Here is a 25,730-nt window from a genome sequence, read left to right as displayed (position 1 = left end):
GCTGACGCCGGACCCGCTGACGCCGGACCCGCTGACGCCGGTGCCGCTGCGCCGGACCGCCGCCCGGAGATGATCCATCCCGCGTGACCCTCGGGGAGTGGGGCGGCAGGGGCCAGGCACACTTGAGGCATGACGTTCGGAGCCACGCCACCGCCGAGTTCCCGCCCGCCCCAGCGCTCGCGCGCCCGCCGGTTCGTCCCCTTGGGCATCGCCGCCTGGCTGGTGCTGGAGATCTGGCTGCTGACCGTGGTCGCCGGGGCCACCAACGGCCTGACGGTCTTTCTTCTGCTGGTCGCCGGAGTGATCATCGGCGGCTATGTGGTCAAACGGGCCGGCCGTCGTGCCTGGCGCAACCTCACCGAAAGCTTGCAGACCACCGGCGGCCCGGCGGCTCCCGGCAACTCCGCTGCGTCCGGCAACGGCGCCTCAGGCACGGGCAAACCCGGCGACGGCAAAACCGGCAGCGGCAATACGCTCCCGATGGCCGGCGGGCTGTTGCTGATGATCCCCGGGCTGGTGTCCGACGCCATGGGGCTGCTCTGCCTCTTCCCGCCGACCGGGAAGCTGATCCAGCGCCGTGCCGAAAAGCTGCTGAACCGGCGGGCGGGCTACGCCCCGGGCTCGTTCGGCGATGCCTTCCAGCAGGCCCGGATGCACCGGCCCGACGGCAAGGTCGTCCAGGGGGAGGTCATCCACGAGGACGAGCCCTCTTCCCCGCGCCGCCAGGACCCGCCGCTGACCGGCTGATCGCACGCGGGCGCTCGATGCGTGCGGCGACGACGCCCGGCGTGTGCGGGCCGCCGAGCGCATGCGCACGCCCGGTGCATGCGGGTGCGGACGCAGCAAGGGCCGGGGCCACTGCACAGTGCAGTGGCCCCGGCCCTTCGTGCTGCTTGGCGCAGGCCCGTTGTCAGGCGGACTTGCGGTTGCTGTCGCGCGGATGCACGGCAATGTTCATGGTGCCGGAGCGCAGGACGGCCAGCCGTTCGGCCAGCACCTCCTCCAACTCCTCGCGGGTGCGCCGCTCCATGAGCATGTCCCAGTGCGTACGCGCGGGCTTACCCTTCTTTTCCTCAGGGCCATCGCCATCCACCAGAAGCGAAGGTGCACCGCATACCTTGCACTCCCACTCCGGCGGAATCTCGGCCTCAACCGAGAACGGCATCTCAAATCGATGTCCGTTCTCGCATGCGTACTCCACCGCCTGGCGCGGGGCCAGGTCGATGCCGCGGTCGGTCTCGTAGCTGGTCACCACGAGTCGCGTGCCGCGGAGAGCTCGCTCACTCATGAATCGTGCCTCCCGGGCTTGTCGCCCACAGGACAGGTGTCGCTGTCGTCGTCATCCGGTCAACGTCCGGTCGGCGGTGAAGATTCCCGTATTCGAAATTCGGGACATGCGCCCACCCGTCGCCCACCACCGCCCATGATGGAGGCGCTGTGCGCCGCTGCCTTCCTTCGTGCCGCCCCTTGTTGTACCCACCAGCGCCCGGTTTGTCACATCTGGCAGCAGATGTCACCCAGCGCCATCGAGAGTGAAGCGCGCAGTAACGGTCCGCCTGGTGAGCCAAAGGCGTACACTACCGGCCCGCACGCCCTGGGGCTAAATCCGGTCAGGTACAGGATTTCCCGCCGCGGCGATCGCCCGTCCCACCGGCACCCTCGCCAACAGGACAAAACCGATCAAAAAGAACGCCACCAGGGACGCGATCGCATCCCGGTAGCTCCCGGTGAGCTGGTAGGCCACCCCGAACACCAGCGGCCCCAGCCAGCTCACGCCCCGGTCGCTCATCTCGTACGCGGAAAAATATTCCGCTTCTTTGCCGCGCGGCACCAGATGGGAGAACAACGAACGGGACAACGCCTGGCTTCCGCCCAGGACCAGACCGATGCCCGCGGCCAGCCCGAAGAACCACCCGGGCGCCTTCGCGGGCAGGAAGTAGCCGGCCGCGAGCGTCAGCACCCACGCCACCAGGGAGCCCAGGATCGTCCGCTGTGCGCCGTACCGTCCGGCCAGGCGTCCCATCAGCAGGGCGCCCGCCGCGGCCAGCACCTGGACCAGCAGGACCGCCACGATCAGCGTCGTCTGGTCCAGGCCCAGCTCCTCGGACCCGTACACGGAGGCCTGGGTGATCACCGTCTGTACGCCGTCGTTGTAGACGAGGTAGGCGAGGAGGAAGGAGAGGGTGAGGGGATGGCGGCGCATGTGGCGCAGCGTCTCCCGCAGCTGCTGCCGTCCCCGGCCGAGCCCGGCGGCGCCGGGCCCGGTGGGCTGCTTGGCGGCGGCCGCCCGCCGGTCGCGCAGCCGGCGCAGCGGAATCACCGAGAACGCGCCCCACCACAGCCCCGCCGACGCCAGGCAGATGCGCACCGCGGCGCCCGTGGACAGGCCGAAGGAGTCGTGCGCGCCGTAGAGCACCAGGTTGGCGACCAGGACCAGCGCTCCGGCCGCGTAGCCGAACGCCCAGCCACGGGAGGAGACCGCGTCCCGTTCGTCGGGCCGGGCGATCTGCGGCAGGAAGGAGTTGTAGAGCATCATCGACACCACGAACGCAACATTCGCGATGACCAGCAGCGCCCCGCCCAGCAGATAGCGGTCGCCGCCCAGGAAGAACATCCCCGTCGTCGCGGCGGCGCCCACGTAGGCGCAGCAGCCCAGCAGCGGCTTCTTCCGGCCGGTCCGGTCGGCCAGCGCTCCGGCGAGCGGCATCGCCAGCACGGACAGCAGCAGCGACGCGGACACCGCATACGCATAGAAGGAGCCCGCGCGCACCGGAAGGCCCAGGGGATGCACAAAGCCGTCCGCGTCCGCAGCGGCTTTCGCCACCGAGGTCAGATACGGCCCCAGGAACACGGTCAGCACGGTCGTCGAATAGACGCTGTTGGCCCAGTCGTACCAGTACCAGCCGCGTTGTTCACGGCGCCGGGCGGCCGTCTCGTCGCCGCCCTCGGCCACGCCCCCGGCCACGGCTTGTGTGCTCTCCACGCCCACCCCCGTCTTCCTGTCCCCGTTCACGGCGGCGGACGACGGCCGGCGGACCCGGAACCGGGTGCGTCCGCATCTGCCGTCCGGCTCGCGACGCCCCTGGAACCCGCATCCTCGCCCGGTCGGCACCGGCATCCTCGCCCCGTCAGACCCAGCACCCTCGCTCGGTCAGCACCGTCCGCAGCGTCTCGATGTGGTCCGTCATGATGCCATCCACGCCGAGGTCCAGGAGCGCCGCCATCCGGTCCGCGTCATTGACCGTCCAGACGTGGACCTGCATGCCCAGCGCGTGCGCGGCGCGCAGGAAGAGCGGGTCGACGACGGGAAGGCCGGACTGCCGCTCGGGAACCTGGACGCAGACCGCGCTGCGCCGCACCGCCGCACCCAGCAGCCGGTCCAGCGGCAGCACCCCGCGGCCGTACGACCGCAGCCGCAGGCCGGCCACGCCGCGGGTACCGAGTGAGGTCGCCATCCGGCGTCCGGCCAGCCGCTGGGCGCGGGCCACCCGGGCCTCCGAGAACGAGCCGACGCACACCCGGTCCCAGGCGTTCGTGCGGCGCAGCAGGGCGAGCAGCGGAGCGAGCGCGGCGTCGGCCTTGAGGTCGACGTTCCAGCGCGCCTCGGGGAACTCCTCCAGCAGCTCCTCGAACAGCGGCAGCGGCTCGTGACTGCCGACGCGGGCCTGTCGCACCGCCCGCCAGGGGAGCTGCCCGATCGCGCCACGGGAGTCGGTGACGCGGTCGAGCGTCGCGTCGTGGAAGGCGACGAGCTCTCCGTCCGAGGTGGCATGCACATCGGTTTCCAGATAGCGGTAGCCGAGGCCGACCGCGCGGCGGAAGGCGGCGGCGGTGTTCTCCAGGCCCTCGGCCGCCCCGCCCCGGTGGGCGAAGGGGAGCGGCACGGGGTGGTCGAGATAGCTGTGGCGGGTGCGTATCGCTGGGGTCACTCCGGCAGTATTGCGTGCTCGGGTGAAGCACCTCCGCGGGCCACTACCGGTGAGGGCTTCACGGGCCGGTCCTTGATCGCGAAGCGCCGCAGGAAGAACTGCGCCAGCGGCCCGATGGCCAGCGCATAGACCACCGTGCCGACCCCGACGGAGCCGCCGAGCAGGAAGCCGCCGGCCAGCACCGTCACCTCGATGCAGGTGCGCACCAGCCGCACCGGACGGCCGGTCCGCAGATGCAGCCCGGTCATCAGCCCGTCCCGGGGTCCCGGACCGAAATCGGCGGAAATGTACAGGCCGGTCGCGGCACCGTTGAGCAGGATGGCGCCCGCCAGCAGCGGGATACGGGCGGTCAGCGAGTGCAGCTGCGGCATCCAGGCCAGCGTCGCGTCCATCACCAGTCCGAGGATCACCACGTTGGCCACCGTGCCGAGGCCGGGACGCTGGCGCAGCGGGATCCACAGCAGCAGGATCAGCGCTCCGGCGACGATGGTGACCGTGCCGATCGACAGCCCCGTATGGCGGGAAATGCCCTGGTTCAACACGCTCCATGGTTCCAGGCCGAGCCCGGCCCGCAGCATCAGCCCCATGCTCGCGCCGTACAGCGTCAGTCCCGCGAAGAGCTGGACCAGCCGGCGCACCGGCAGCCTCCTCCCCGGTCCGGTTTCCCTGAATATGGACATGAATTTCCCCCTCCTGGCAGGATTGGACCGACGCATGACACCATGTGGCAGGTCCGGGCTCGCGAAGTAGAGCCAATTCGGGGAAGGTGGACTGATCTTCATGGCTCAGTGGACTTCAGCGGTGGGTGCACCCCAACTCGCCCGGCTGCTCCGGTCGCAGGACCCGTGCGAGGCTCAACTCACCGCCGCCGGACGCCGTTTGCCGGCCTATCGCAGCCTTGCCGACGGCATCCGCCGGCTCGTGCTGGAGGGCCGGGTGCCGGTCGCCGCGCGCCTGCCCGCCGAGCGCGAGCTGGCCACGGCCGTGGGCGTGAGCCGCACCACCGTCGCCGCCGCCTATGAAGCGCTGCGCGCCGAGGGATTCCTGGAGTCCCGGCGCGGCTCGGGCAGTTGGACCGCCGTCCCGGCCGGCAACCCGCTGCCCACCCGCGGCCTGGAACCGCTGCCCCCGGAAGCCGCCGGCTCCATGATCGACCTGGGCTGCGCCGCCCTCCCGGCTCCCGAGCCGTGGCTCACCCGCGCCTTCCAGGGCGCGATGGCCGACCTTCCGCTCTACGCCCACACCCACGGCGACTACCCCGCCGGTCTGCCCGTCCTCCGCCAGGCCCTCGCCGACCGCTACACCGCCCGCGGGATCCCCACCATGCCCGAGCAGATCATGGTGACCACGGGCGCGATGGGTGCGGTGGCCGCGATCTGCCGGCTGTGTACGAGCCCCGGTGAGCGGGTGGCCGTCGACTCCCCGTCGTACGCCAACATCCTCCAGCTGATGCGGGACGCCGGCGCCCGGCTCGTTCCGGTCGCGCTCGCCGACAAGCTGGCCGGCTGGGACATCCCCGTCTGGCGCCAGGTGATGCGTGATGCCGCGCCCCGTATGGCGTATGTCGTCGCCGATTTCCACAACCCCACCGGCACCCTTGCCACCGAGGACCAGCGCCGGCGCCTCGTCGATGCCGCCCGGTCGGCCGGCACCCTGCTCGTCGTCGACGAGACCATGACCGAACTCCGGCTGGACGAGGACACCGCACCGCCCCGTCAGGTGTGCGCGTTCGACCCCGCCGGCAGCGCCGTGATCACGGTCGGCTCGGCGAGCAAGGCGTTCTGGGCCGGGATGCGGATCGGCTGGGTGCGTGCCGCCCCCGACATCATCCGCAGTCTGGTCGCCGCCCGCGCCTACTCCGACCTGGGCTCACCGGTGCTCGAACAGCTCGCCATCGCCTCGCTCCTGGAGGGCGACGGCTGGGAAGCGGCCGTCGGCATCCGCCGCGAGCAGGCCCGCGAGAACCGCGACGCGATCGTCGAGGCGCTGCACCGGCACCTCCCCGACTGGGAGTTCAGCGTTCCCCGCGGCGGCCTCACTCTCTGGGCGCGTACGGGCGGACTCTCCGGCTCCCGGATCGCGGAGGCGGGGGAGCGGCTCGGGGTGCGGGTGCCCTCCGGCCCGAGGTTCGGTGTCGACGGTGCCTTCGAGGGCTTCGTACGGCTGCCCTTCACGGTCAGCGGAGCCGTCGCCGAAGAGGCCGCGGTCCGGCTGGCCGGCGCCGCGCGACTGGTGGCGACGGGCGCACCCGTGGACACGGAGATGCGGCATGCGTTCGTGGCCTGACGGCTGATCAGCGGGCCGGCCCTTCGGGGCCCTCGGGGCGGCCCTAGGGGCGGCCCTTGGGGCGCAGGCCTCACCCCTCGGTGGGGACGGCCTCCACCGACCCGTTGACCACGCGGGATGCGCCACCCTTGACGGTCCGTACCCGGCCCCCCGCCGCGCCCACCGGCCCGGCGGGGGGCCCGGCCGCTCCGGCGTCCGGTGCCGCTCCGGTCGTCTCGGTGTCGCCGGTCCCCGCGGCGTCGCCGGCCGGCACGGTTTCGCGGTGCGGCTCCGCCGCGTCGGCGTCGCCGGACTTGCTGATGTTCACCCGCCGGCCGGTATCCGCGGACGCGTCCACGTCACCCTGCCCGCCGTCGGTCGCCGTCGTGGCCGTCCCCGCCCCGTCGGCCGGGACCGTACGCTCCGGCAGCAGCGACAGGACGGCCTGCCGCAGCGCCTGCCCCGTGGCGTCGTCGAGCGGATCGGGCGTGGCCGGCACCTGGAGGCGCAGTACCGGAGCGGATCCCAGGCGCACATAGCCGCGGCCCGGTGGGACGCTCGCGGTCGGCGTGGTGTGCGGCGGCGCTCCGAGCACCGCCCGTACCTCCTCCGCCGTGGCGGGGCCGAGCACCACCCGCGCCTTGGTGTGCGCCCGTACGGGCTCGCTCAGCAGCTCGGCGCTCTCGAACTGGTCGGCCACGACCACCGTGATCCGGGCGGCCCGGCCGTGCCGCAGCGGCGTCTGCAGCCACCGCTGCGGATCGTCCCGGCCCTCCGCGACCGCCACATGGGCCAGCGCCGTCGGACGGTCCGCGAGGATCCACAGGGGCCGCCGGGTGTCCTCCGGCGCCGGCCGGCCGGCCTGCCGGGCCCGGTTCGCCGCGATCAGCCGCCGTTCGGTCTCGTGGGACGCCCACTCCAGGGCCGCCAGCGCCCCCGCAAGGCCGCTCTCCACCCCCAGTACCCCACGGCGTCCGGACAGGGCGCCGTACTCACCGGTGCCGCCGCCGTCGATGACCAGCACATCTCCGTGCTCCAGCGCCTGCAGCGCAATCGAGCGCAGCAGGGTCGTGGCGCCCGTCCCCGGCTGCCCCAGGACGAGCAGATGCGGTTCGGTGGAGCGCGGCCCGGTACGCCAGACCACCGGCGGCGCATCGCGCGTCTCCTCCCCGGCGGTGACCGGCAGGGTCCGCTGGACGGCGTCCGCGTCGGTGAACCCGAGCACCGTCTCGCCCGGTGAGGTGACGAAGCGCTGCGCTCCGATATCGGCGGGCAGCGCTTCGAGCACGGTCACGGTGAGCTGATTGGCCAGCTCGTCCCACCCGAAGTGGTACTCGCGGCCACGGCCCGCCTTGGCGTACAGCACCTGCTCGATGCGGACCCGGGACTGGTCCTCACCGTCGGTGAAGTACGCCGGGTACTTCAGCTGCAGCCGTTCGATCCGCCCGCTGTCGTCGAAGACGTGCTCGGTGAAGGCCCGCTCCCAGCCACCGTCGTGCGCGTAGAGGGGGCTGGGGTCGCCCTCGACGGAGAAGTACGGCACCAGCGCCTCGTAGAGCGCCTGCAGCCGCTCGCGCTCGGCCTCTCCGGGCCCGGTTTCGACGGGCGTACGCTCCCGTCCCGCCCAGGCGCCCGCGCCCATCACCGCGATCAGGGCGAGCAGCGGACCGTACGGGACCAGGCACATGACCAGCACACACGCGCCGACGAAGAAGGCCAGCGGACCGCGGTTCTCCCGGGGCGTGTCGACCCAGCGTCCCCGGCCTGCCGCAGCCAGCCGGCGCAGTCCCCGGCCGATGGTGATCAGCGGATGGAGCACGTCACAGGCGCTGTCGGCGGCGGTCCGCGCGAGTTCCCGGCTGCGGGTGAGCGAGGTGCTGTGGGCCATGCGGGCGAGCGGTGCGCTGTCGGTCAGGATGCGGGGCAGCGGTCGACGGGCCACATCGTCTCCTGTTGCTCGTAGCGGTGGTCGCGGGGGCGTGGGGGAGCTCGTGGGGGGGGCGGCTCGGTGTGGGCGGCGAGCCGGGAGCGTGCTGCATGCGGAGCCGCCCGGACGGGAGGTGGTGCGGTCCGTTCGGGCGGGACCCGTGGAGTGGCACCGGATGACGACTCCGGACAGTGGATGACGACTCCGGACCACCGGAACAACGGATGACGACTCCGGACGGCGGATGACGACCGGACAGCCCTAGATCTTGATCCCCCCGAGGAGGCTCGCCAGGCTCGCCCCGCCGGCCTTGATGCTGGGGGCGATGGCGGAGCTGGCGAGATAGAACCCGAAGAGCGCGGAGACCAGTGCATGCGACAACTTCAGGCCGTCTTTGCGGAAGAAGAGGAAGACGATGACACCGAGCAGGACGACGCCGGAGATGGACAGAATCATGGGGGTTCTCTCCTGGGTGGTGGGGACGGACACCATGAGTTCTTCCAGCCTCACAGCACGTATCAAGCCAGGAAAAGCTGCAAATGGGTGATTTGTCGTGGAAATTCCCCAAATGGGTGCATCTCCAGGGCGTGCCGCTCCGGCGTGTGCTGGGCGTGTCGCGGTCCCGCTCCGCCGACCCGGCACAATCGTGGGGTGTCGAAGCCGAACAAGCCGAACAGGCCGAAGAAGTCGAGCAAGCCGAAGGGCGCGCCGCGCCGCCCGGCCGCCGCTGTCACCGCTGCCTCACCGTGCCCGTGCGGACGCACCGAGGCCTACGGCGACTGCTGCGCCCCCTTCCACCAGGGGAGCGCCACCGCCCCGACCGCGGAGCGCCTGATGCGCTCGCGCTACAGCGCCTTCGCCGTCGGTGACACCGGATACCTGCTGCGCACCTGGCACCCGACGACCCGCCCCGGCAGTCTCGACCTCGAACCGGACCGGCGCTGGAGCGGCCTGGACATCCTCGGCACCACCGGCGGCAGCGCCTTCCACGCCGAGGGCACCGTGGAATTCCGCGCCCACTTCACCCTGCGCGGCCACGCCGACAGCCAGTACGAGCACAGCCGCTTCGTCCGCGAGAACGGCGAGTGGGTCTATCTCGACGCTCTGCCGTCCACGTAGGCGCTGCCCGGTTCAGAGCCCGCGCAGCTGGTCGATCTCGCGGCGGTCGCGCTTGGTGGGCCGTCCGGTGCCGCGTTCGCGCAGTGCGATCACCGGAACCTCCTCGCGTGGCGGGACCGGCGGACTGTTGTCGATGAAGCACTCGGCGGCAACGGCCGCGCCTACCCGCTTGCGCACCAGCCGCGAGACCACCACGATCCGCTCCCGGCCCGCGTGCCGCAGCCGCACCTCGTCGCCGTTGCGCACCGCATGGGCCGGCTTCACCCGTTCGCCGTTGACCCGTACGTGTCCCGCGCGACAGGCCGCCGCGGCCAGCGACCGCGTCTTGGTGAGCCGTACCGACCAGATCCAGCTGTCGATGCGGGTGGTCCCCTCGTCTGAAGCCATACCAAGACTCTAGAACGGGCGCCCGGCGAGCGGTGGCCCGACGGCCCGGGGGTGTCCCCTACGGCCCGGTGGCCCGGGGCCGCTTCGGCTCGCCGTACGTGTCTGCCCAACGCGTGCCCCCATACCCGTCCGCCGCCGACGACCGTCACCCCGTCTTCCGGCCCGCCTTCCCGCCCGTCGCCTTCTTGGCGGTGCCCTTCGATGCCTTCTTCGTGGCGGCGCCGGCGGCCGAGGCGCGGGTGCTCGTGCCGGTCTTCTTGGCCGGTGAAGCGGCCTTCGTCCGTCCGCCGGAGGTCTTCGCCGCGGCCGCCGTCCTTTTGCCGGGGGCCTTCTTTGCGGTGGCCGAGCCGGAGCTGGTCTTCTTCGCCGCCTGCTGCGCCGGAGTGCCGCTCCGCCCGGAGGTGCGCGGCCCGGCCTCAGCCTTCTTCTTCGCCGGCTTCCGCCCCCGTAGGGAGGTCACGGACGCCGACCCCGCCCGGGTGCCGGGATCCCCGCCGCCCTGCGCCGCCCGCACGCTCTTCTCCAGGGCCGCCGTGAGATCGATGACCTGGGCGCCGGAGCTGCCCGACGCGGCGGGGGCGGCCGGTTCCTCGCCCTCCACCTTGGCGGCCACCAGCTCCTCGACGGCCTCGCGGTAGTCGTCGTGGAGTTCGGCGGGGTCCAGCTCGCCCAGGGAATCCATCAGGGTCTCGGCCAGCGTCAGCTCGTTCTCGCGAAGCTCGACATCGTCGGGTGCCACCCCGGTGGCGGACCGGATCTGATCGGGCCACAGCAGCGTATGCATCACGATCGCCCGGTCGTACGCCCGCAGCATCGCCAGCGACTCCCGCCCCCGCATCGCCACCTTGCCGACCGCGACCTTCCGGTGGTGCTCCAGCGCCTCCCGCAGCAGGGTGTACGGCTTGGCGGCGGTCGCTCCGTTGGGACCCAGGTAGTAGGCCTTGTCCATCTGGAGCGGATCGATCTCGGCGGGGTCGACGAAGGACAGGATGGACAGCGTCTTGGCGGTCGGCATCGGCAGCTGGGACAGATCGTCGTCGGTGATCGGTACGACGGTCTCGTCGCCCGGCGGCTGATAGCCCTTGCCGACCTCCTCGTTCGGGACCTCCTCGCCGTCCAGCTCGCAGATCTTCCGGTAGTGGACCTGCGCGCCGTCCTTCTCGTGAATGCGCACGAAAGAGACCGACGAGGTGCGGTCGGTGGCGCTGTAGGTCTTCACGGGGATGGTGACCAGACCGAACGAGATGGAGCCGTTCCAGATAGATCGCATCGTTTATCCCTTATGTGGGATTCTCATCGTATGTCGCCTATCACCGACGTGGAGGGGCGGCGCCTTCCGCTGACCAACCTGGACAAGGTGCTCTACGCCGAGACCGCCACCACCAAGGGCGAGGTGCTGCACTACTGCACCACCGTCGCCGGCCCGCTGCTCGCCCACCTCCACGACCGGCCGCTCTCCTTCCTGCGCTACCCCGACGGGCCGGAAGGCCAGTGCTTCTTCACCAAGAACGTGCCGCCCGGCGCACCCTCCTGGGTGAAGACCTGCGAGGTCCCCCACTCGACGTCCGGGCCCGCCCGGCAGGTTCTGCTGCAGGACCTCCCCTCGCTGGTCTGGGCCGCGAACCTGGTCGTCGAACTGCACACCCCGCAGTGGAAGTGCCGGGCTCCCGGCCTTGCGGACCGCCTCGTCCTCGATCTCGATCCCGGCGCCCCGGCCACCATCGTGGAGTGCTGTGCCGCGGCGCAGTGGCTGTACGAGCGGCTGGCCGCCGACGGCCTGGAGGTCTGCGCGAAGACCAGCGGCTCCAAGGGGCTGCACCTCATCGTGCCCATCGAACCCACCCCCTCCGAGCGGACCACCGCATACGCCAAGACCCTCGCCGTCGAGGCCGCGGCGGCCCTTCCGGACCTTGTCGTGCCCAAGATGACCAAGGCCCTGCGCCCCGGCAAGGTCTTCCTCGACTTCTCCCAGAACGCCGCCGCCAAGACCACCGCCGCCGCCTACACGCTGCGTGCCCGCCCCACCCCCACCGTCTCGACCCCCGTCACGCGGGACGAGATCACCGAGTGCACCGATCCACGGCAACTCACCTTCCTCTTCGACGAGATCGCACCCCGCCTCGCACACCACGGCGACCTGCTCGGCCCGCTCCTCGACCCCGGCCGGGCCCGGCCACTGCCGCGCGCCGCACCCCCGCGTGCGCCCGCGGCGCCCAACCGGCCCGGGCCCGGCCGGGGTTCGACGTAGATTGGCGGCATGCTGGAGGGGACACCACACACGCCACACGACACACTGCCGCTACGTCTGCCGGACCGGTGGACGGACGACGGGAGCGCCGGCGACGGACCGGCGCCCGGCAACGAGGGGGAACCGGACGAGGGAGAACCGGACGGGCGTGCGCCGCGCCCGGGGCGGCGCCGGCACGCCGCGGGAAAACGGGGCGGCGAGGGCGGAGGTCTGCAGCGTTCCTCACTCCTGATGGCGCTGGGGACCGTGGTCTCCCGCGGCACGGGGATGATCCGGCAGGTGCTCCAGGCGGCCGCACTCGGCACCGGCCTGCTCGCCACGACGTACAACACCGCCAACATGGTCCCGATGAGCATCTACACCCTGCTGATCGGCGGCGCGCTGAACTCGGTGCTGGTGCCGCAGCTGGTACGCGCCAGGGCGGAGCACGCGGACGGCGGCCGGGCCCATGAACAGCGCCTGGTCACCCTGGTCCTGAGCGTGCTGGCGGTGGGCACCGTGCTGTCGCTCTGGGCCGCGCCGCAGATCGTCGCCGTCTTCACACCGGACACACCCGGGCACCACGCCGCCTTCGAACTCACCGTGGTGTTCGCCCGGTTCCTGCTGCCGCAGCTCTTCTTCTACGGCCTCTTCTTCATCTTCGGCCAAGTCCTCAACGCCCGGAACAAGTTCGGCGCGATGATGTGGACGCCGGTCCTCAACAACGCCGTGCTGATCACGATGTTCGGGATCTACCTCGGCCTGCTGGCCGGCCCCGACCGTATCGAGGACATCAGCCCCGGCCAGATCGACTTCCTCGGCATCGTCACCACCGGTGGCATCGCGGTACAGGGCCTGGCCCTGATCCCCTTCGTCCGCGCCGCCGGCTTCCGCTTCCGGCCGCGCTTCGACTGGCGTGGCACCGGTCTGCGCAAGAGCATCACGGCCGCCCGCTGGACCCTGCTGTTCGTGCTCGCCAATCTGGCCGCGATGGTCGTCGTCACGCACTACGCCGTCGCCGCCGACCAGCAACTGCCCACCGCGGGCGTCGGATACACCGTCTACAGCTATGCCCAGCTCATCTGGACGCTGCCGCAGTCGATCGTCACCGTCTCGCTGGTGACGGCGCTGCTGCCGAGGATGAGCCGGGCGGTCGCCGAAAACCGTCTGGACGAGCTGCGCGCCGACCTCTCCCGTGGGCTGCGCGTCAGCGGCGTCGTGATCGTTCCGGCCGCCTTCTTCTTCCTCGCGCTCGGCCCGCAGACCGCCCAGCTCCTGTTCGCGCACGGCACCGTGGACACCGCATCGGCCGTGCCCGCCGGGCACATGCTGCAGGCCTTCGGGCTCGGTCTGATCCCGTACTCCGCCCAGTACCTGCTGCTGCGCGGCTTCTATGCCTTCGAGGACACCCGCACGCCGTTCTGGATGGCCGTCTGGATCGCGGCCGTCAACATCGCCCTGGCCACCGGGTGTCATCTGCTGCTGCCCGCCCGCTGGGCGGTGACCGGTATGGCCGCGGCCTACGCCCTTGCGTATGGCATCGGGCTGCTGGTCACCGCACTGCTGCTGCGCCGGCGGCTCTCCGGCCGTCTCGACGGCCGGCGCCTGTGCCGCACCTACGGCAAGCTGACCGGGGCCGCCGCCACGGCCGCGGCGGTCGGCTGGCTCGCGGCCCGGGCCTGCTCCGGCGTGCCCGTCCCGGCGGCCTGGACCCCCGTCCTGGGCCTGGCCGCCGGCGGTATCGGCATGGCGCTGATCTTCCTGGCCCTGGCCCGTGCCCTGAAGATCGGTGAGCTGCGCAGCCTGCCCGGACTGCGGTGAGCAGGTCTGCAGTGGCCAGGTCCGCAGTGGCCCGGTAGGTGGTGCCCCGGTCTGCGGTGACCAGGTCTGCAGTGGCCCGGTCTGCGGTGACCTGGCCGGCGGGCTCGCTCACACCGCGCGCGACCGCGGCCAGGACGTCTGCGCGGCGGCCGCCAGCCAGCCGATGACAGCACCGACGGTGGTGTCACCCAGGCTCGCGATCTCCGCCAGGGCGGCCAGGTCCCCGTCCGCCGGAGCGACACCGGCCGCGGTCAAGGCGGCGTGGAGGTCCAGCCGCCGGTAATCGGGCATCGCCACCGGCCCCTGCCGCTGCTCCTCGGGAAACGGGGGAACGGACAGACCGTACGGCTGCGGCGGTTCGAAGGGCAGCCGGTCCTCCGGGCGGGGCGGCGGGAGGAAGGGGTGCGCGGCGGGGGACGGGCGCGGCGGTTCGTGCGGGGACGCGGGCGCGCCGAGGCGCTCCTCGGGGCGCGGGGGAGCGAGCACATAGTCCGGCGTCGCGCCGTACGGCGGGGGAGTGGGGCGGAAAGGCGACATGGCGGCCTCCACAACTCGCGGTCCGAAGGGTTCACCGGCTTTCGGCGAAGACGGTGTCAGTTCTTCGGAAGCCGGAAGGCGCCCGTCCGGTTGCGGGCGGGACGAGGGTTCACCCGATGAGCCCAAGGGGCGCCTGCCCCTCTCGCTGCGACGTCGTCCCGTGGTGGCGGTCGTCCACCACCTGGATTTCGCTGCCGCCCGCACGTCACCACGTCACCACGCCGCCGAACGGAAAGCAGCCCGGGTGCGGCACTTCTGACCAGGAATCGGCTATCTGCGCCGGAATAGCATTTTCGGCGGAATTCTTCGGTTGCCGCGGTGTGGGAAAGATAACTCTCCCCTGATGTCCGCACCGTGGTGATTACCGCGATGGAAAGCTTCCTGCGGCCGTATTTCCCAACGGCCGGTGCCGGTCGTGCCCCACATTTTCGCGACTCGGCGCCACATTCGGGGAAAGGACACCCTTCGTGGACAACACCCGCGTGAACCGTCGCGCCCGGACCGCGCTGGCCGTCGCCGCCGGAACGGTACTGACGGTGACGGTCGGACAGCTCCCGGCCGGTGCGACGGCCACTCCGGCCGCACCCCACCGTGCCGCTGCCGCGTCCGTCACCCAGCACTCGTCCATACCCGTCGGCGCATCCGATGCCGCGTCGTATGACGACACGTCCTATGACGACGACTACTACAAAGACGCCGTCGGCAAGACCGGCCAGGCGCTCAAGGATTCGCTGCACCGGATCATCAGCACCACCCAGACCGGAAAACTGACGTACGAACAGGTCTGGGACGCCCTCAAGGACACCGACCAGGACCCGGCCAACAGCGCGAACGTCATTCTGCTGTACAGCGGCCGGTCGCAGAGCAAGGACGCCCACGGCGGAAATCCCGACGACTGGAACCGCGAGCACGTCTGGGCGAAGTCCCATGGCGACTTCGGTACCGACACCGGTCCCGGCACCGACCTCCACCACCTGCGCCCGGAGGACGTGTCCGTCAACAGCGAGCGCGGCGACAAGGACTTCGACAACGGCGGTACGGCGGTGGACGGCGCGCCGGGCAGCCGCACCGACGACGACTCCTTCGAGCCCCGTGACGCGGTCAAGGGCGATGTCGCCCGCATGATCCTCTATATGGCCGTCCGCTATGACGGCGGTGACGGTTTCGCCGACCTGGAGCCCAACGACAAGGTCAGCAACGGCACCCAGCCGCACATCGGACGGCTCTCCGTCCTCAAGCAGTGGAGCAAGCAGGACCCGCCGGACTCCTTCGAAAAGCACCGCAACCAGGTGATCTTCGACAAGTACCAGCACAACCGGAACCCGTTCATCGACCACCCGGAGTGGGTCGAGTCGATCTGGTAGACCGCATCCGGTCGGCCGGCCGGGGCCGGCGGCGGTCTTTCCGCCGGCCCCGGCGTGCCCACGCATGGCGGTCGGCGTGCCCACGTACGGCAGTCGGCGTGCCGCGTACGGCAGTCGGGGCGCTCGCGCATCGGATGGCGTAGGCCAGCCAGCGCGCGGCCGAGGTCGTTTTTAGCGTGGGCCACATGTCGAGCGCGAGTTGGGACCCCGTCAGAGTCGTTACCGCAGCCACCGTTTGTGCCGTGAGCCTGCTGGCCGTGCCGGTCCCGGCGGCCGCCGATGGCCCCCATGGCATCGACGACCTGCGGGCCGCCGCGCACGTGGCCGATCCGGTCCGTGCCGAGAGCCGGCTGAACGGCCGGGGAGTGCAGTTCCTGCCCCGGCCGGACGTGCCGGAGCCACCGGATGTCTCCGCCCTGTCGTGGATGGTGACGGACATGGCGAGCGGCAAGGTCCTCGCGGCCAAGGATGTTCACCGGCCCCTGCCACCCGCCAGCACCCTCAAGGCGCTCTTCGCCGTGACCGTGCTGCCGAAGTTCTCCCAGGGGGAGGTGCACACCGTCTCCCTGCGGGACCTGGACGGTATCGAGGCGGGCAGCTCGCTGGCCGGCCTCAAGGAGGACCTGCCCTATCGCGTCGCGGACCTGTGGGATGCGGTCTTCCTCCGCTCGGGCAGCGATGCGGTGCACACCCTGGCCGGCATGAACGGCGGCTGGAACAAGACCATCGACGATATGCAGGAGACGGCGGACCGCCTCGGCGCCCGCGACACCACGGTGGCGTCCGCCGACGGGTTCGACACGCCGGGCCAGTTCTCGTCCGCCTACGATCTGACGCTCTTCGGACGGGCAGGCCTGGCCGACCCCGACTTCGCCCACTTCGCCGCCACGAAACAGACGGAACTGCCGGAAGAAGGCGGTCCGGACGCATTCGGCATCGTGAACACCAACCGTCTGCTGGTCGGCTCGCACGGCGTCAAACCGTACGACGGCCTGATCGGGGTGAAGAACGGCTATACGACCCACGCCGGAAACACCCTGATCGCCGCGGCCCGGCGCGACGGCCGGACGCTGCTGGTCACCGTGATGAACCCGCAGTCCGGCAGCCGCAACGCCGTCTACGAGGAGACCCGGGACCTGCTGGACTGGGGATTCGAGGCGGCCCCGCGGGCCGCGGCCGTCGGCGTGCTGCCCGCGCTGGAGCACCGTGGGGGCACCGGCGTGTCGCAGCCCGTCGCGCACCACTCGCGGTCCGTCATGCCGCTGAACAAGGCGGCGGTCGTGGCGCAGACGGACGCCGGCACCGAGGCGCGGTACTGGTGGTTCGTCTCCGCCGCCGGAGCCGTCGGGGTCATCGCCCTCGCGGCACTCGGCACCGCTCTGTGGTGGCGCCGTCGCAAGCCGTCCGAGAGCCGGGGCGGAGAGTCCGGCTGAGGCCGTGCCGCGCGCCGCCGGACGTCGTACATCCATCCGATCGGTCAGGGATACGGAGGACGCGCGATGGCCTTGCCCGGTGAAGGGCGACGCGTCCGCCACGGTTGTGCGGCCTGCCGGGCGCTGCTCGGTGTAGCGTCCTGATCAGCTGTCGTGGTTCCGAAGTGCCGGACGCCCGTGTCGCATTCACGGGCGTCCTTGCTGTGTAGCGCGTCTCCGGACCAGGGCGATCACCTCCGGGGTCCGCAGCACGCGGAACCCGATTCGAGCCCCCTTGAACGAAGGAGACCGATATGGCGTCCGGCACGGTGAAGTGGTTCAACTCGGAGAAGGGCTTCGGCTTTATCGCGCAGGACGGCGGCGGCGCCGACGTCTTCGCGCACTACTCCAACATCGATGCCACGGGCTTCCGCGAGCTGCAGGAAGGCCAGAAGGTGACCTTCGAGGTCACCCAGGGCCACAAGGGCCCCCAGGCGGAGAAGATCCGTCTGGCGTAGGCCCGGCGGATCCGCCGACGGCGCCCGTTCCCGGTCCCCGGGGGCGGGCGCCGACGCATGTCACGGGGCGCCCGGGACGTCACCCGGTCGGCCGCAGGGAAAGCAAAGGGTGGCCGGTCTCCGGAAAGGCAAAGGGCGGCCGGTCCTGGCCCTCGCGTACGGGCGGGCCCGACGGGGGCCGCCGCCTCAGGGCTGCGGTGGCCGGTCCCGGCCCTCCCCGCCGAACTGGTCCCGCATCTTCTCCTGGGCCGTGTCGACCTGACCCTTGTACTTGCCCTGGGTCTTGTCGTCGACCATGTCGCCGGCCTTGTCGACGCCCTTGTCCGTCTGGCTTTCGTGGCCCTTCAGCATGCTCTTGATCTTGTCCATCATGGACATGAGTGGTCCTCCTCACCACGGTCCCCCCACGACTCCAGCATCACCCCCTGCCAGGTGATCTGCATCCGCGCGCCGGGGCGGTGCCGGGGGCCCCGGCGGCCGTGGCGGCCGGTTCAGGGACGGCTCGCCACCGGCGCCTTCATCCGGTCGCTGATGAACTTGATCGAACCGGCGGCCATGCCCTTCTGGTAGTCCCAGGCGTTGTGCCGGCCACCGGGGATCAGCTGCATGGCGGTGTGGATCGGGCCCTTGCCGTAGGTCCGGCGGAAGTGGTCTATGGCGGTGGTGACGGCGGCGGGCTCCCGGCTGCCGGCCTGGAAGGCGAGGTAGATGTCCGGCCCGCCCTTCTGCAGCAGCCGCTGGGCGAGCTTTGCCGGATCGTTGGCGTCCCGCTGTGCCCGGTGCCCGGCCCACAACGGCGAATCCGGCGCTATGTCGGGGCCGCTGGCTATGGCCGCCTTGAACTTCTCCGGATGTTTGAGCACGGACTTCAGTCCGCCGAAGCCGCCCGAGGACGACCCCATGAAGGCCCAGCCGTCGCGGGACTTGAACGTACGGAAATTGGCCTTGGCCAGTTGGACGACGTCGTCCGTCAGCCAGGTCCCCATCTTCTGCCGGCCGGGTATGTCGCTGGCGTCGTGGTACTGCGTGTCCGGGTTGAGCATCGGCATCACCACGATGAACGGGAGGCTTTTGCCCTCCTCGGTCCACCGGGTGAGGTTCTCCTGCAGTTCGATATCGCCGCCCACCCAGTAATTCGTGACGCCGCCGGGCTCCTTCGGGCTGCCGAGGCCACCCGGCAGGGCTATCAGCACGGGAAATCCGCTCTTGGCGTATTTCGGGTCGTGGTACTCCTTCGGTGCCCAGACCCAGACGCTTCCGGTGACGCCGGATTTCGGGCCCTTCAAGGTCGTCCGCGCTATATGGGTGCCGTCGTCCAGGGTCCGGGTGATCCGGAAGTCGCTCTTGGGGCCGGTGGGCATGAGGGTGTCCGCGTCGACGGGCCGGGCCCGCGCGGCGCCGTCGCCGTGGGCGCCGGCATTGAAGTCGACCGGGTTTCCGGCCTCCGAGCAGCCGGCGAGCAGCGCGCAGGCAGCGACGAGGGTGGCCACGAACGCGACGGCAGAGGGGCGTTTCACGAGGGACTCCACGACTGGAAGATCAAGTGCAAGTGCCCATAAAGAGGGAAAAGAGGCTGGGGAGGTTCCCTTGCCGGCGCCGGCTTTCGAGGCTCGGTTCACTCATATGGAGTAGCGCGTCCCCGGTGGTTGCCCTCGGCCTGCCTCCGGCTCGCTCGACGCGCACGGTCGTGCGGCCCGGCCGAGAATGCAGCGGTGAGCGATGAACACCGCAGTGAGGAACACCGCAGTGCCGATGACCCCTCGTCGCGCGCCATGCCGTGCGACGAGGAACGCAGGCTCGCCAGGAAGGCGCTGGCCGGCCGGGCGCGGGACGCGGACGACCTGTCGTTGTTGACGGACATGCTGGGCCTGGACCCGAGCCGCGATCCGGACCACGAGGCGGCGCACGGCCGTCAGCCGGACCCTGGCCCGGGAGCCGGGCGCGGCCCCGGGCGCGAGCGGCGCCAGGAGCCGCGCCGTGACACCTGCCGTGACGCCCGGTCGCGCTCGGGCGGACCCGGGGCGTAAGCGACGCCCGGGCCCGCCCGCCGTTCCCGGCTGCTACCGGCCGGCCGCCCGGCACAGCCGTAGGGCCGCGGGGCTCGCTCGCCGCGTCAAGCGCTCGGTCACGATGCCCGGCGACCGGGGTTCCGGACGCTTACCAGGGCAGCGGCCCCGCCGCATCGAAGTACCCCCCGGTGGGGCCGTCCGGGCCCGCCTGCGCCATGCGGACGATGATCTCGGCCCCCTCCTCGACCGACTGGGTCCCGGTGTGCCCGTTCAGGTCCGTCTTGGTGAAGCCGGGCTCCACCGCGTTGATCCGCATGTCAGGGAACGCCTTCGCGTACTGCACGGTGATCATGTTGACCGCGGCCTTCGACGCCGGGTAGGCGACCCCCGGGTAGGCGCCTGCGGGGTGGTCCGGGTCAGCCACGCGCGTGAGCGACGCCAGGCCGCTGCTGACGTTGACCACGACCGGCGACGCGGACCGCTGCAGCAGCGGCAGGAACGCGTGGGTGACGCGTACCGTGCCGAAGACATTGGTCTCGAAGGCCTCCCGCATCATGCCGGCGGTGACGTCCGCCGCGCCGGCCACCTCGTTGTCGGGGCCGCGCACCTCGATGCCGGCGTTGTTGACCAGCACGTCGAGGCCGCCGTTGGTCTCGATGGTCTGCACTGCGGCCGTGACGGATGCATCGTCGGTGACATCGAGCTGTACGGCCCGGGCCCCGGCGCCCAGTTGCCCGGCCGCGCGACGGCCGCGGGCCGCGTCCCGGCTGCCGACGTAGACGGTGTGGCCCGCGGCAATGAGGCGTCGGGCGGTCTCGTAGCCGAGACCCTTGTTCGCTCCGGTGACCAGTGTTGTCGTCATACCTCCAGCATCCGCCTCGCCCGCCGCCGCAGCCAGCAGCCCCGCCTTCCTGGGACCGGCGGTACCAGGAAGGCGGCCGGCCGGGCACACCGGTCGCACGGCGACAGTGGAGTTCGGCAAAGCGGTGCGCCGCCGGCGCGACCGGGTGGGGCCCGAAGCGGCGGGGCCGGCGGCCGGCGGGCAGCGGCGCGCGGCAGGCCTGCGGCGCCAGGAGCTGGCCCTGCTGGCCGGGATCTCGGTCGACCACGTCACCCGGCTCGAGCAGGGGCGTGCCACCCATCCCTCGCCCCAGGTCGTCGAAGCCCGCCATGGCCTGTCCTCCGGCTGCGGGTGGCCGTGAGCCGGGGGCGCCTGCCGACGGCGACGGGACAGCCCTCAGCTGAAGAGGAGGTCCACGTCCTTCTCGACGCAGCGCTGCAGGACGACCACCAATTGGCGGACGTCGTCGAGGTGCCGTTGAAGGAGAGGACCGGCGCTTGCCTCGTACCGGCGGCCGCCGATCTCCCGCAGGCGGGGCAGCATCGCTGCGCAGTGGGTGGGTGTGAGGTCGGGACCGGCGTCGTCGGGGTGATCGAGGAGGGGCGCCAGCCTGGTGGAGACGTCGCTCCACGGGCGCTGTCCGCCGAAGCCGTGCATCTCGTCGAGCGTGAAGCCCTCGGCTTGCGCCGGCCACCGCCGGAACCCTCCGAAACCGGTGTAGGACCAGGAGACAGCCGGGCTGCCGGTGTCGTCGTCTCCCGGGAACAGCAAGACGCCCATCATGTCCTCCTTGTCGACGCGCACACAGGATCGACCGGGGGTACAGGGGGCTGCACGGGCGGCAGGAGGCGGGAGCAGGTGGAGTGGGCGACGAAGGCGATGCCGTCGTAGTCCTCGGCCGGGACGAGTGGTGCCGTGTGGAAGCGGTAGACGAACCGTGGCACGCCCGCACCGAAGCTGCGGTGCATGTGCGGGGTGTGCAGCCACCGGGCGGCTTCGGGGGAGGGGCCGGGGGTGCGCAGGTCGGCGTAGTAGTTGCCGGGGACGGCCTGTGCGAGGCGCGCTTCGACGGACTGGATTCCGGTGCCGATGCGGTGCCGGCGTGGTGGGCCCTGCGGGTCGTTGCCGCGGCGGGCGAGGAAGGAGCCCTTGCCGAAGAGCAGGGCCAGAGCGTAATAGCTGTCGCCGTAGCGCTCCCGGAGTCTGCTGCCCAGCGCGGGCACTCCGTTGCCGTATGTGCCCTTGGTGAGGTGCCCGTTGTGGGCCCAGAGGATGACGCGATCCGCGGGGCCGTCGTCGACGAGCCGCGCCACGGCGTCGGCCATGTAGCGGTCCCGGGCGGCGAACACGCTGTGTTCCCCGGAGTGCATGCCGGGCGAGCGGGTCACCAGATCGGCGGCGCGTATGAGGATGCGCGCGTGTTCCAGGGCCTCGTGCGCGGTATCCGCTGTGGTGTGCCGGGCGAACTGCTCCCGGTGGTCCTCCAAGAAGCCGGCGAGTGCTTCGACGCGGCGCAGCAGGGCCTGTTCCGGGTCGGGCCGGGAAGCGGGGCGGGCCTGCTTCAGCACCTGAAGTGCGTCCACGTCCTGCGCCCGCTCGGGTGCCACCTGACGCAGGAAGGCGGCGACCGCCTCGAGCGAGTCGGTGCAGCGCTGGGGGTCCGTGCCGACGAAGCGCACCCGGCGGCTCTCGGGGAGGCCGCGGTTGTGGGCGCGCAGCCATACGACGAGGTCGAGCATTTCCTCGGTGCGCCAGGTCCAGAACCCCAGGCGGGTGATGAGGCGCGCGGGGTCGCCGGTGCCGTGCCGCACGTACGTGTCCAGGGCCCGGGCGGCAGACGCGCTGGCCTCCATGGCGAAGGTGGTGAAGCCGGCCTCGCGCACCAGGAACTCCACGATCCGGTGCTTCAGCCGGAAGAACTCGCGGGTGCCGTGGGTGGATTCGCCCAGGCCGACTATCCGCACGTCCCGCAGGGCCGCACCGAGCGGTTCGAGGTCCTGGTGCGGAGCGCCCGGCGTGAGCGAGCCGAGTGGTCTGGCGTACTCGGTCAGCCAGCGAGTGATGTCGTCGGGCACCGTGGTGTCTCTCCTCCCTGCGTGCGGCCGGGCGGCGCTTCGGCGCGCCCGTGCTCCCGCACCTGATCATGTGTCTGTTCCCGCTCCCGGCACGCGGCGAGGAGGTCCTGGAGGTCTCGCACGGCGTCCCGGTGTCCGTGCTCGCAGTACACGCCCCGCGACGCTGACGACAACTTCGTCCCCACCCGCCCGACCGTATTCGGCCAATTGCCCGGCGATGTCCTCGGGTGAACCGTGGGTGCAGGTGCCGGTGTGAGCCGGGCCTGCGAGCGGGACTCTCCAGCGCGACGGCTCCGCCCCGCTCCGCCCGCGATACGCCCCGCCCCGCCCCACGACATGCTCCCCGCCGTACCCCCGGCCGGACGCGCCCCCTCGCCCGCGTCGTGATGCCCCGTACCGGTGCCGGTGCCACACTTGGCGGGCAGGATCATCGTGCCGCCGCCAGCCGGAGGAGGCCGTGCCCATGGCCGACAAAGGCGCCGACAAAGGCACCGACAAGGGGACCGACGACAAAGGCACCGACGACAAAGGGACCGCCAACGGCACCGTCGGAGCCGGGGCCCCGGCGCCGCCCGCGCACCGCCCGTGCGTCCTGGTCACCGGCGCCACCGGCTACATCGGCGGGCGCCTGGTCCCCGAACTGCTCGCGGCCGGATTCGCCGTACGGGCGCTGGCCAGGACGCCGGAGAAGCTGCGTGACCACCCCTGGGCCGCGGACACCGAGATCCTGCGCGGCGATGTCACCGACGCCGAGTCGGTCCGTAGCGCCATGGACGGCGTCGAGGTCGCCTACTACCTGGTGCACGCCCTGGGCAGCGGCCGGAGTTTCGAGGACACCGACCGCAGGGCCGCGGAGATCTTCGCCCGGCAGGCCCGCGCCGCCGGAGTGCGCCGCATCGTCTACCTCGGCGGTCTCGGCCCCCGGGGCATCCCCGAGCGGGACCTCTCACCCCACCTCCGCTCCCGCGCCGAGGTCGGCGCCATCCTGCTGGCCTCCGGTGTCCCCACCGCGGTCCTGCGCGCCGCCGTCATCATCGGCTCCGGCTCGGCCTCGTTCGAGATGCTGCGCTATCTCACCGAGCGGCTGCCGGTCATGGTCACGCCGAGCTGGGTGCGTACCCGCATCCAGCCGATCGCCGTCCGCGATGTGCTGCGCTACCTCGTGGGCTGTGCCCGCCTCCCCGAGGACGTCAGCCGTACCTTCGACATCGGCGGGCCCGACATCCTCACCTACCGCGACATGATGCAGCGCTACGCACGGGTCGCCGGGCTGCCCGAGCGGCTGATCCTCCCCGTCCCGATGCTCACCCCACGCCTGTCCAGCCTCTGGATCGGACTGGTCACCCCCGTGCCTCCCGGCCTGGCCCGCCCCCTGGCCGAATCGCTGCGCTACGAGGTCGTCTGCCACGAGCACGACATCGCCCGCTACGTCCCCGCCCCCGACCCACCGGGCCACCCCCTCGCCTTCGACGACGCACTGGAACTGGCGCTGCGCCGGGTGCGGGACGCCGAGGTCACCACCCGGTGGTCCAACGCCGCTGTGCTCGGTGCACCGAGCGATCCACTGCCCACCGACCCCGACTGGTCCGGTGGCAGCCTCTACACCGACCGGCGGGAGCGGACCGTGGACGCCCCGCCCGAGGTGCTGTGGCGGGTGGTCGAGGGCATCGGCGGGGACAACGGCTGGTACTCCTTCCCGCTCGCCTGGTCGCTGCGCGGCTGGCTGGACCGGCTGGTCGGCGGGGTGGGGCTGCGCCGCGGCCGACGGGACGCGGGCCGTCTGCGGGTCGGTGACTCGCTCGACTTCTGGCGGGTCGAAGAGGTCGTGCCGGGCCGGCTGCTGCGGCTGCGCGCCGAGATGCGCCTGCCCGGTCTGGCCTGGCTGGAGCTGACGGTCGGCCGTGACGCCCAGGGCCGCACGCGCTACGGCCAGCGGGCCCTGTTCCACCCGCACGGGCTCACCGGCCATGCGTACTGGTGGTCCATCTCCCCGTTCCACGCCGCGGTGTTCGGCGGGATGGCCCGCAATATCGCGGCCGCCGCGGCTGCCGAGCACCACGCCCGCCCGGCGTGAACGCACCGAGGGCGGAGCGGGATCCGCGGCCGCTCCGGCCGGATTCCGGGACCCTTGGCAGGCTGGTGCCATGACGGAGCGGGCCGGGCGTGCGCGGGAGCGGGCAGTGGTGGTGGGGGCGGGGCCGAACGGTCTGGCCGCGGCGGTCACCCTGGCCCGCAGCGGGCTGCAGGTGCCCCGCCACCCGTTCCGGCTCGCCCGCTTCGGGCTGCACGCCCTGCAGCCGGCCCCGCTGATCGCGCACCGTTTCCGCACGGAGGCGGGCCGCGGCCTCTTCGGCGGTGTGGCGGCCCATCTCTTCGGCCGGCTGAGCCAGCCGGCCGGCGCGTCGGTGGGGCTCATGATCATCGCGGCCGGGCACCGGTACGGCTGGCCGGTGGCCAAGGGCGGCTCGGGCGCCATCGCCACGGCGCTGGCCGCACTGCTCACCGAGGCCGGCGGCCGGATCGAGACCGGCGCACCGATCCGCTCGCTCGACGAACTCCCGCCCGCCGCAACGGTGTTGCTCGATCTGATGCCGGCCGCCGCGGCAGCGCTGATCGGCGACCGGCTGCCGCCCCGGGTACGCCGCGCCTACACCCGCTACCGGCCCGCCCCCGGTGCGTTCAAGCTCGACCTGACGGTCGAGGGCGGGGTGCCCTGGCGCGCCGAGGCCTGCCGGCGGGCCGGTACGGTGCACCTCGGCGGCAGCTTCGAGCAGATCGCCCACGCGGAGCGGGAGGTTTCTCTCGGGCGGATGCCGGAGCGGCCGTTCCTCCTGGTCTCCCAGCAGTACCTCGCCGACCCCGGCCGCTCTGCAGGTGACCTCCACCCCGTCTCCGCGTACGCACATGTGCCGCATGGCTACACCGGCGATGCCACCGCCGCGATGCTGGCGCAGTTCGAGCGCTTTGCGCCGGGGACACGGGAGCGCATCGTCGCGGCCACCGCCACCTCGACCGCCGAGCTGGAACGGGGCAACGCCAATCTCGCCGGCGGCGACATCATCGCCGGCGCGAACACCCCGTTGCAGCTCACCATGCGCCCCCGCGCCGCCCTCGACCCGTACCGCACCGGCGTCCCCGGGGTCTTCCTCTGCTCGGCGGCCACACCGCCGGGAGCCGGCGCCCACGGGATGTGCGGCCACAATGCGGCCCGCTCCGCGCTACGGGCGCTCGGCAGGGCCTGACCGGAGACACCTGGAAGGCGGACTCCCGGGCGCGCTGCCCGGGAGCCCGCCCTCACG

General features: G+C 71.9%; 25 protein-coding genes and 1 pseudogene. 12 read left to right on the top strand and 14 right to left on the bottom strand.

The features are described 5' to 3' along the window. The first annotated feature begins 129 nt into the window (after positions 1–129). A complete protein-coding gene (gene fxsA / locus OHS81_RS02690; RefSeq protein WP_328382054.1) occupies positions 130–747 on the top strand; it encodes an FxsA family membrane protein in 618 nt (205 codons plus the stop codon). Positions 748–910: 163 nt separating this feature from the next. On the opposite strand, the gene OHS81_RS02685 is transcribed toward fxsA, so the two are convergent. The 4 genes from OHS81_RS02685 to yczE all read right to left on the bottom strand — a co-directional run bounded on the left by OHS81_RS02685 (position 911) and on the right by yczE (position 4,609). Then, entirely contained in the window at positions 911–1,288 is a 378-nt protein-coding gene (locus OHS81_RS02685) for an RNA polymerase-binding protein RbpA (RefSeq protein WP_030080286.1), read from the bottom strand. A 312-nt stretch (positions 1,289–1,600) separates the two neighbouring features. After that, positions 1,601–2,983, bottom strand: coding sequence for an MFS transporter (locus OHS81_RS02680; protein ID WP_328382051.1), 1,383 nt, complete (start codon positions 2,981–2,983; stop codon positions 1,601–1,603). Positions 2,984–3,128: 145 nt separating this feature from the next. After that, positions 3,129–3,929, bottom strand: a complete 801-nt coding sequence (locus tag OHS81_RS02675) for a glycerophosphodiester phosphodiesterase family protein (protein ID WP_328382049.1) — start codon at positions 3,927–3,929, stop codon at positions 3,129–3,131. After that, entirely contained in the window at positions 3,926–4,609 is a 684-nt protein-coding gene (yczE, locus tag OHS81_RS02670; RefSeq protein ID WP_328382048.1) for a membrane protein YczE, read from the bottom strand. The genes OHS81_RS02675 and yczE overlap by 4 nt, the downstream gene beginning before the upstream one ends. Before the next feature lie 100 nt (positions 4,610–4,709). Here yczE and OHS81_RS02665 point away from each other — a divergent pair, with 100 nt between their 5' ends. Beyond that, on the top strand, positions 4,710–6,215 hold the full coding sequence (locus OHS81_RS02665) for an SCO1417 family MocR-like transcription factor (protein ID WP_328382046.1): 1,506 nt from the start codon (positions 4,710–4,712) through the stop codon (positions 6,213–6,215). Between the two features lie 70 nt (positions 6,216–6,285). On the opposite strand, the gene OHS81_RS02660 is transcribed toward OHS81_RS02665, so the two are convergent. Both OHS81_RS02660 and OHS81_RS02655 read right to left on the bottom strand, forming a co-directional pair. Then, positions 6,286–8,136 carry a hypothetical protein gene (locus OHS81_RS02660; RefSeq protein ID WP_328382044.1) on the bottom strand — a complete coding sequence of 617 codons (1,851 nt, stop codon included), beginning with the start codon at positions 8,134–8,136 and terminating at the stop codon, positions 6,286–6,288. Positions 8,137–8,382: 246 nt separating this feature from the next. Then, a complete protein-coding gene (locus OHS81_RS02655) occupies positions 8,383–8,577 on the bottom strand; it encodes a hypothetical protein (RefSeq protein WP_018092434.1) in 195 nt (64 codons plus the stop codon). A 195-nt stretch (positions 8,578–8,772) separates the two neighbouring features. Between OHS81_RS02655 and OHS81_RS02650 the strand changes: the two genes are divergently transcribed. After that, positions 8,773–9,240 carry a YchJ family protein gene (locus OHS81_RS02650; protein WP_328382042.1) on the top strand — a complete coding sequence of 156 codons (468 nt, stop codon included), beginning with the start codon at positions 8,773–8,775 and terminating at the stop codon, positions 9,238–9,240. Positions 9,241–9,252: 12 nt separating this feature from the next. Here the strand turns inward: OHS81_RS02650 and OHS81_RS02645 are convergent, their stop codons facing one another. Together OHS81_RS02645 and ku are read right to left on the bottom strand one after the other, a co-directional pair. Further along, the gene (locus OHS81_RS02645; protein WP_129297775.1) at positions 9,253–9,627 is read right to left on the bottom strand and encodes an RNA-binding S4 domain-containing protein; all 375 of its coding nucleotides are present in this window, start codon (positions 9,625–9,627) and stop codon (positions 9,253–9,255) included. A gap of 145 nt (positions 9,628–9,772) precedes the next feature. Then, the gene (ku, locus tag OHS81_RS02640; protein WP_328382039.1) at positions 9,773–10,897 is read right to left on the bottom strand and encodes a non-homologous end joining protein Ku; all 1,125 of its coding nucleotides are present in this window, start codon (positions 10,895–10,897) and stop codon (positions 9,773–9,775) included. A 30-nt stretch (positions 10,898–10,927) separates the two neighbouring features. Between ku and ligD the strand changes: the two genes are divergently transcribed. Beyond that, entirely contained in the window at positions 10,928–11,875 is a 948-nt protein-coding gene (ligD, locus tag OHS81_RS02635; RefSeq protein WP_328382037.1) for a non-homologous end-joining DNA ligase, read from the top strand. A gap of 231 nt (positions 11,876–12,106) precedes the next feature. Beyond that, the gene (gene murJ, locus OHS81_RS02630) at positions 12,107–13,675 is read left to right on the top strand and encodes a murein biosynthesis integral membrane protein MurJ (RefSeq protein WP_443058826.1); all 1,569 of its coding nucleotides are present in this window, start codon (positions 12,107–12,109) and stop codon (positions 13,673–13,675) included. 108 nt (positions 13,676–13,783) lie between these two features. Here murJ and OHS81_RS02625 read toward each other — a convergent pair whose 3' ends face one another. Continuing rightward, positions 13,784–14,212, bottom strand: a complete 429-nt coding sequence (locus tag OHS81_RS02625; RefSeq protein WP_328382033.1) for a hypothetical protein — start codon at positions 14,210–14,212, stop codon at positions 13,784–13,786. 467 nt (positions 14,213–14,679) lie between these two features. Between OHS81_RS02625 and OHS81_RS02620 the strand changes: the two genes are divergently transcribed. From OHS81_RS02620 to OHS81_RS02610, 3 genes are all read left to right on the top strand, one after another. Continuing rightward, positions 14,680–15,576 (top strand): endonuclease I family protein, encoded by an 897-nt coding sequence (locus tag OHS81_RS02620; protein WP_443058642.1) that lies wholly within the window; start codon positions 14,680–14,682, stop codon positions 15,574–15,576. Between the two features lie 242 nt (positions 15,577–15,818). Then, the gene (locus OHS81_RS02615) at positions 15,819–17,009 is read left to right on the top strand and encodes a D-alanyl-D-alanine carboxypeptidase family protein (protein WP_328382032.1); all 1,191 of its coding nucleotides are present in this window, start codon (positions 15,819–15,821) and stop codon (positions 17,007–17,009) included. Between the two features lie 293 nt (positions 17,010–17,302). Further along, the gene (locus OHS81_RS02610) at positions 17,303–17,506 is read left to right on the top strand and encodes a cold-shock protein (RefSeq protein WP_006601696.1); all 204 of its coding nucleotides are present in this window, start codon (positions 17,303–17,305) and stop codon (positions 17,504–17,506) included. Between the two features lie 186 nt (positions 17,507–17,692). On the opposite strand, the gene OHS81_RS02605 is transcribed toward OHS81_RS02610, so the two are convergent. Continuing rightward, positions 17,693–17,884 carry an antitoxin gene (locus tag OHS81_RS02605; RefSeq protein ID WP_328382031.1) on the bottom strand — a complete coding sequence of 64 codons (192 nt, stop codon included), beginning with the start codon at positions 17,882–17,884 and terminating at the stop codon, positions 17,693–17,695. A gap of 113 nt (positions 17,885–17,997) precedes the next feature. Beyond that, on the bottom strand, positions 17,998–19,023 hold the full coding sequence (locus OHS81_RS02600) for an alpha/beta hydrolase (protein ID WP_328382029.1): 1,026 nt from the start codon (positions 19,021–19,023) through the stop codon (positions 17,998–18,000). Positions 19,024–19,218: 195 nt separating this feature from the next. Here OHS81_RS02600 and OHS81_RS02595 point away from each other — a divergent pair, with 195 nt between their 5' ends. Continuing rightward, entirely contained in the window at positions 19,219–19,533 is a 315-nt protein-coding gene (locus tag OHS81_RS02595) for a hypothetical protein (protein WP_328382027.1), read from the top strand. 130 nt (positions 19,534–19,663) lie between these two features. Here the strand turns inward: OHS81_RS02595 and OHS81_RS02590 are convergent, their stop codons facing one another. Continuing rightward, positions 19,664–20,377, bottom strand: a complete 714-nt coding sequence (locus OHS81_RS02590; protein ID WP_328382026.1) for an SDR family NAD(P)-dependent oxidoreductase — start codon at positions 20,375–20,377, stop codon at positions 19,664–19,666. A 106-nt stretch (positions 20,378–20,483) separates the two neighbouring features. Here OHS81_RS02590 and OHS81_RS02585 point away from each other — a divergent pair. Next, positions 20,484–20,681: pseudogene (locus OHS81_RS02585) on the top strand (helix-turn-helix domain-containing protein); the annotation flags it as partial. Positions 20,682–20,752: 71 nt separating this feature from the next. On the opposite strand, the gene OHS81_RS02580 reads toward OHS81_RS02585, so the two are convergent. Both OHS81_RS02580 and OHS81_RS02575 read right to left on the bottom strand, forming a co-directional pair. After that, entirely contained in the window at positions 20,753–21,136 is a 384-nt protein-coding gene (locus OHS81_RS02580) for a hypothetical protein (RefSeq protein WP_328382025.1), read from the bottom strand. Further along, positions 21,136–22,431, bottom strand: a complete 1,296-nt coding sequence (locus OHS81_RS02575; protein ID WP_328382024.1) for an erythromycin esterase family protein — start codon at positions 22,429–22,431, stop codon at positions 21,136–21,138. Before OHS81_RS02575 ends, OHS81_RS02580 begins: the two co-directional genes overlap by 1 nt. A 463-nt stretch (positions 22,432–22,894) precedes the next feature. Between OHS81_RS02575 and OHS81_RS02570 the strand changes: the two genes are divergently transcribed. Together OHS81_RS02570 and OHS81_RS02565 are read left to right on the top strand one after the other, a co-directional pair. Continuing rightward, entirely contained in the window at positions 22,895–24,505 is a 1,611-nt protein-coding gene (locus OHS81_RS02570) for an SDR family oxidoreductase (protein WP_328382022.1), read from the top strand. A 70-nt stretch (positions 24,506–24,575) separates the two neighbouring features. Then, the gene (locus tag OHS81_RS02565; protein WP_328382020.1) at positions 24,576–25,673 is read left to right on the top strand and encodes a phytoene desaturase family protein; all 1,098 of its coding nucleotides are present in this window, start codon (positions 24,576–24,578) and stop codon (positions 25,671–25,673) included. Positions 25,674–25,730: the final 57 nt, after the last annotated feature.

Source organism: Streptomyces sp. NBC_00400 (assembly GCF_036048035.1).
In the GTDB taxonomy this organism is placed as follows: domain Bacteria; phylum Actinomycetota; class Actinomycetes; order Streptomycetales; family Streptomycetaceae; genus Streptomyces.
This window is presented reverse-complemented; position numbering and strand designations above follow the sequence as displayed.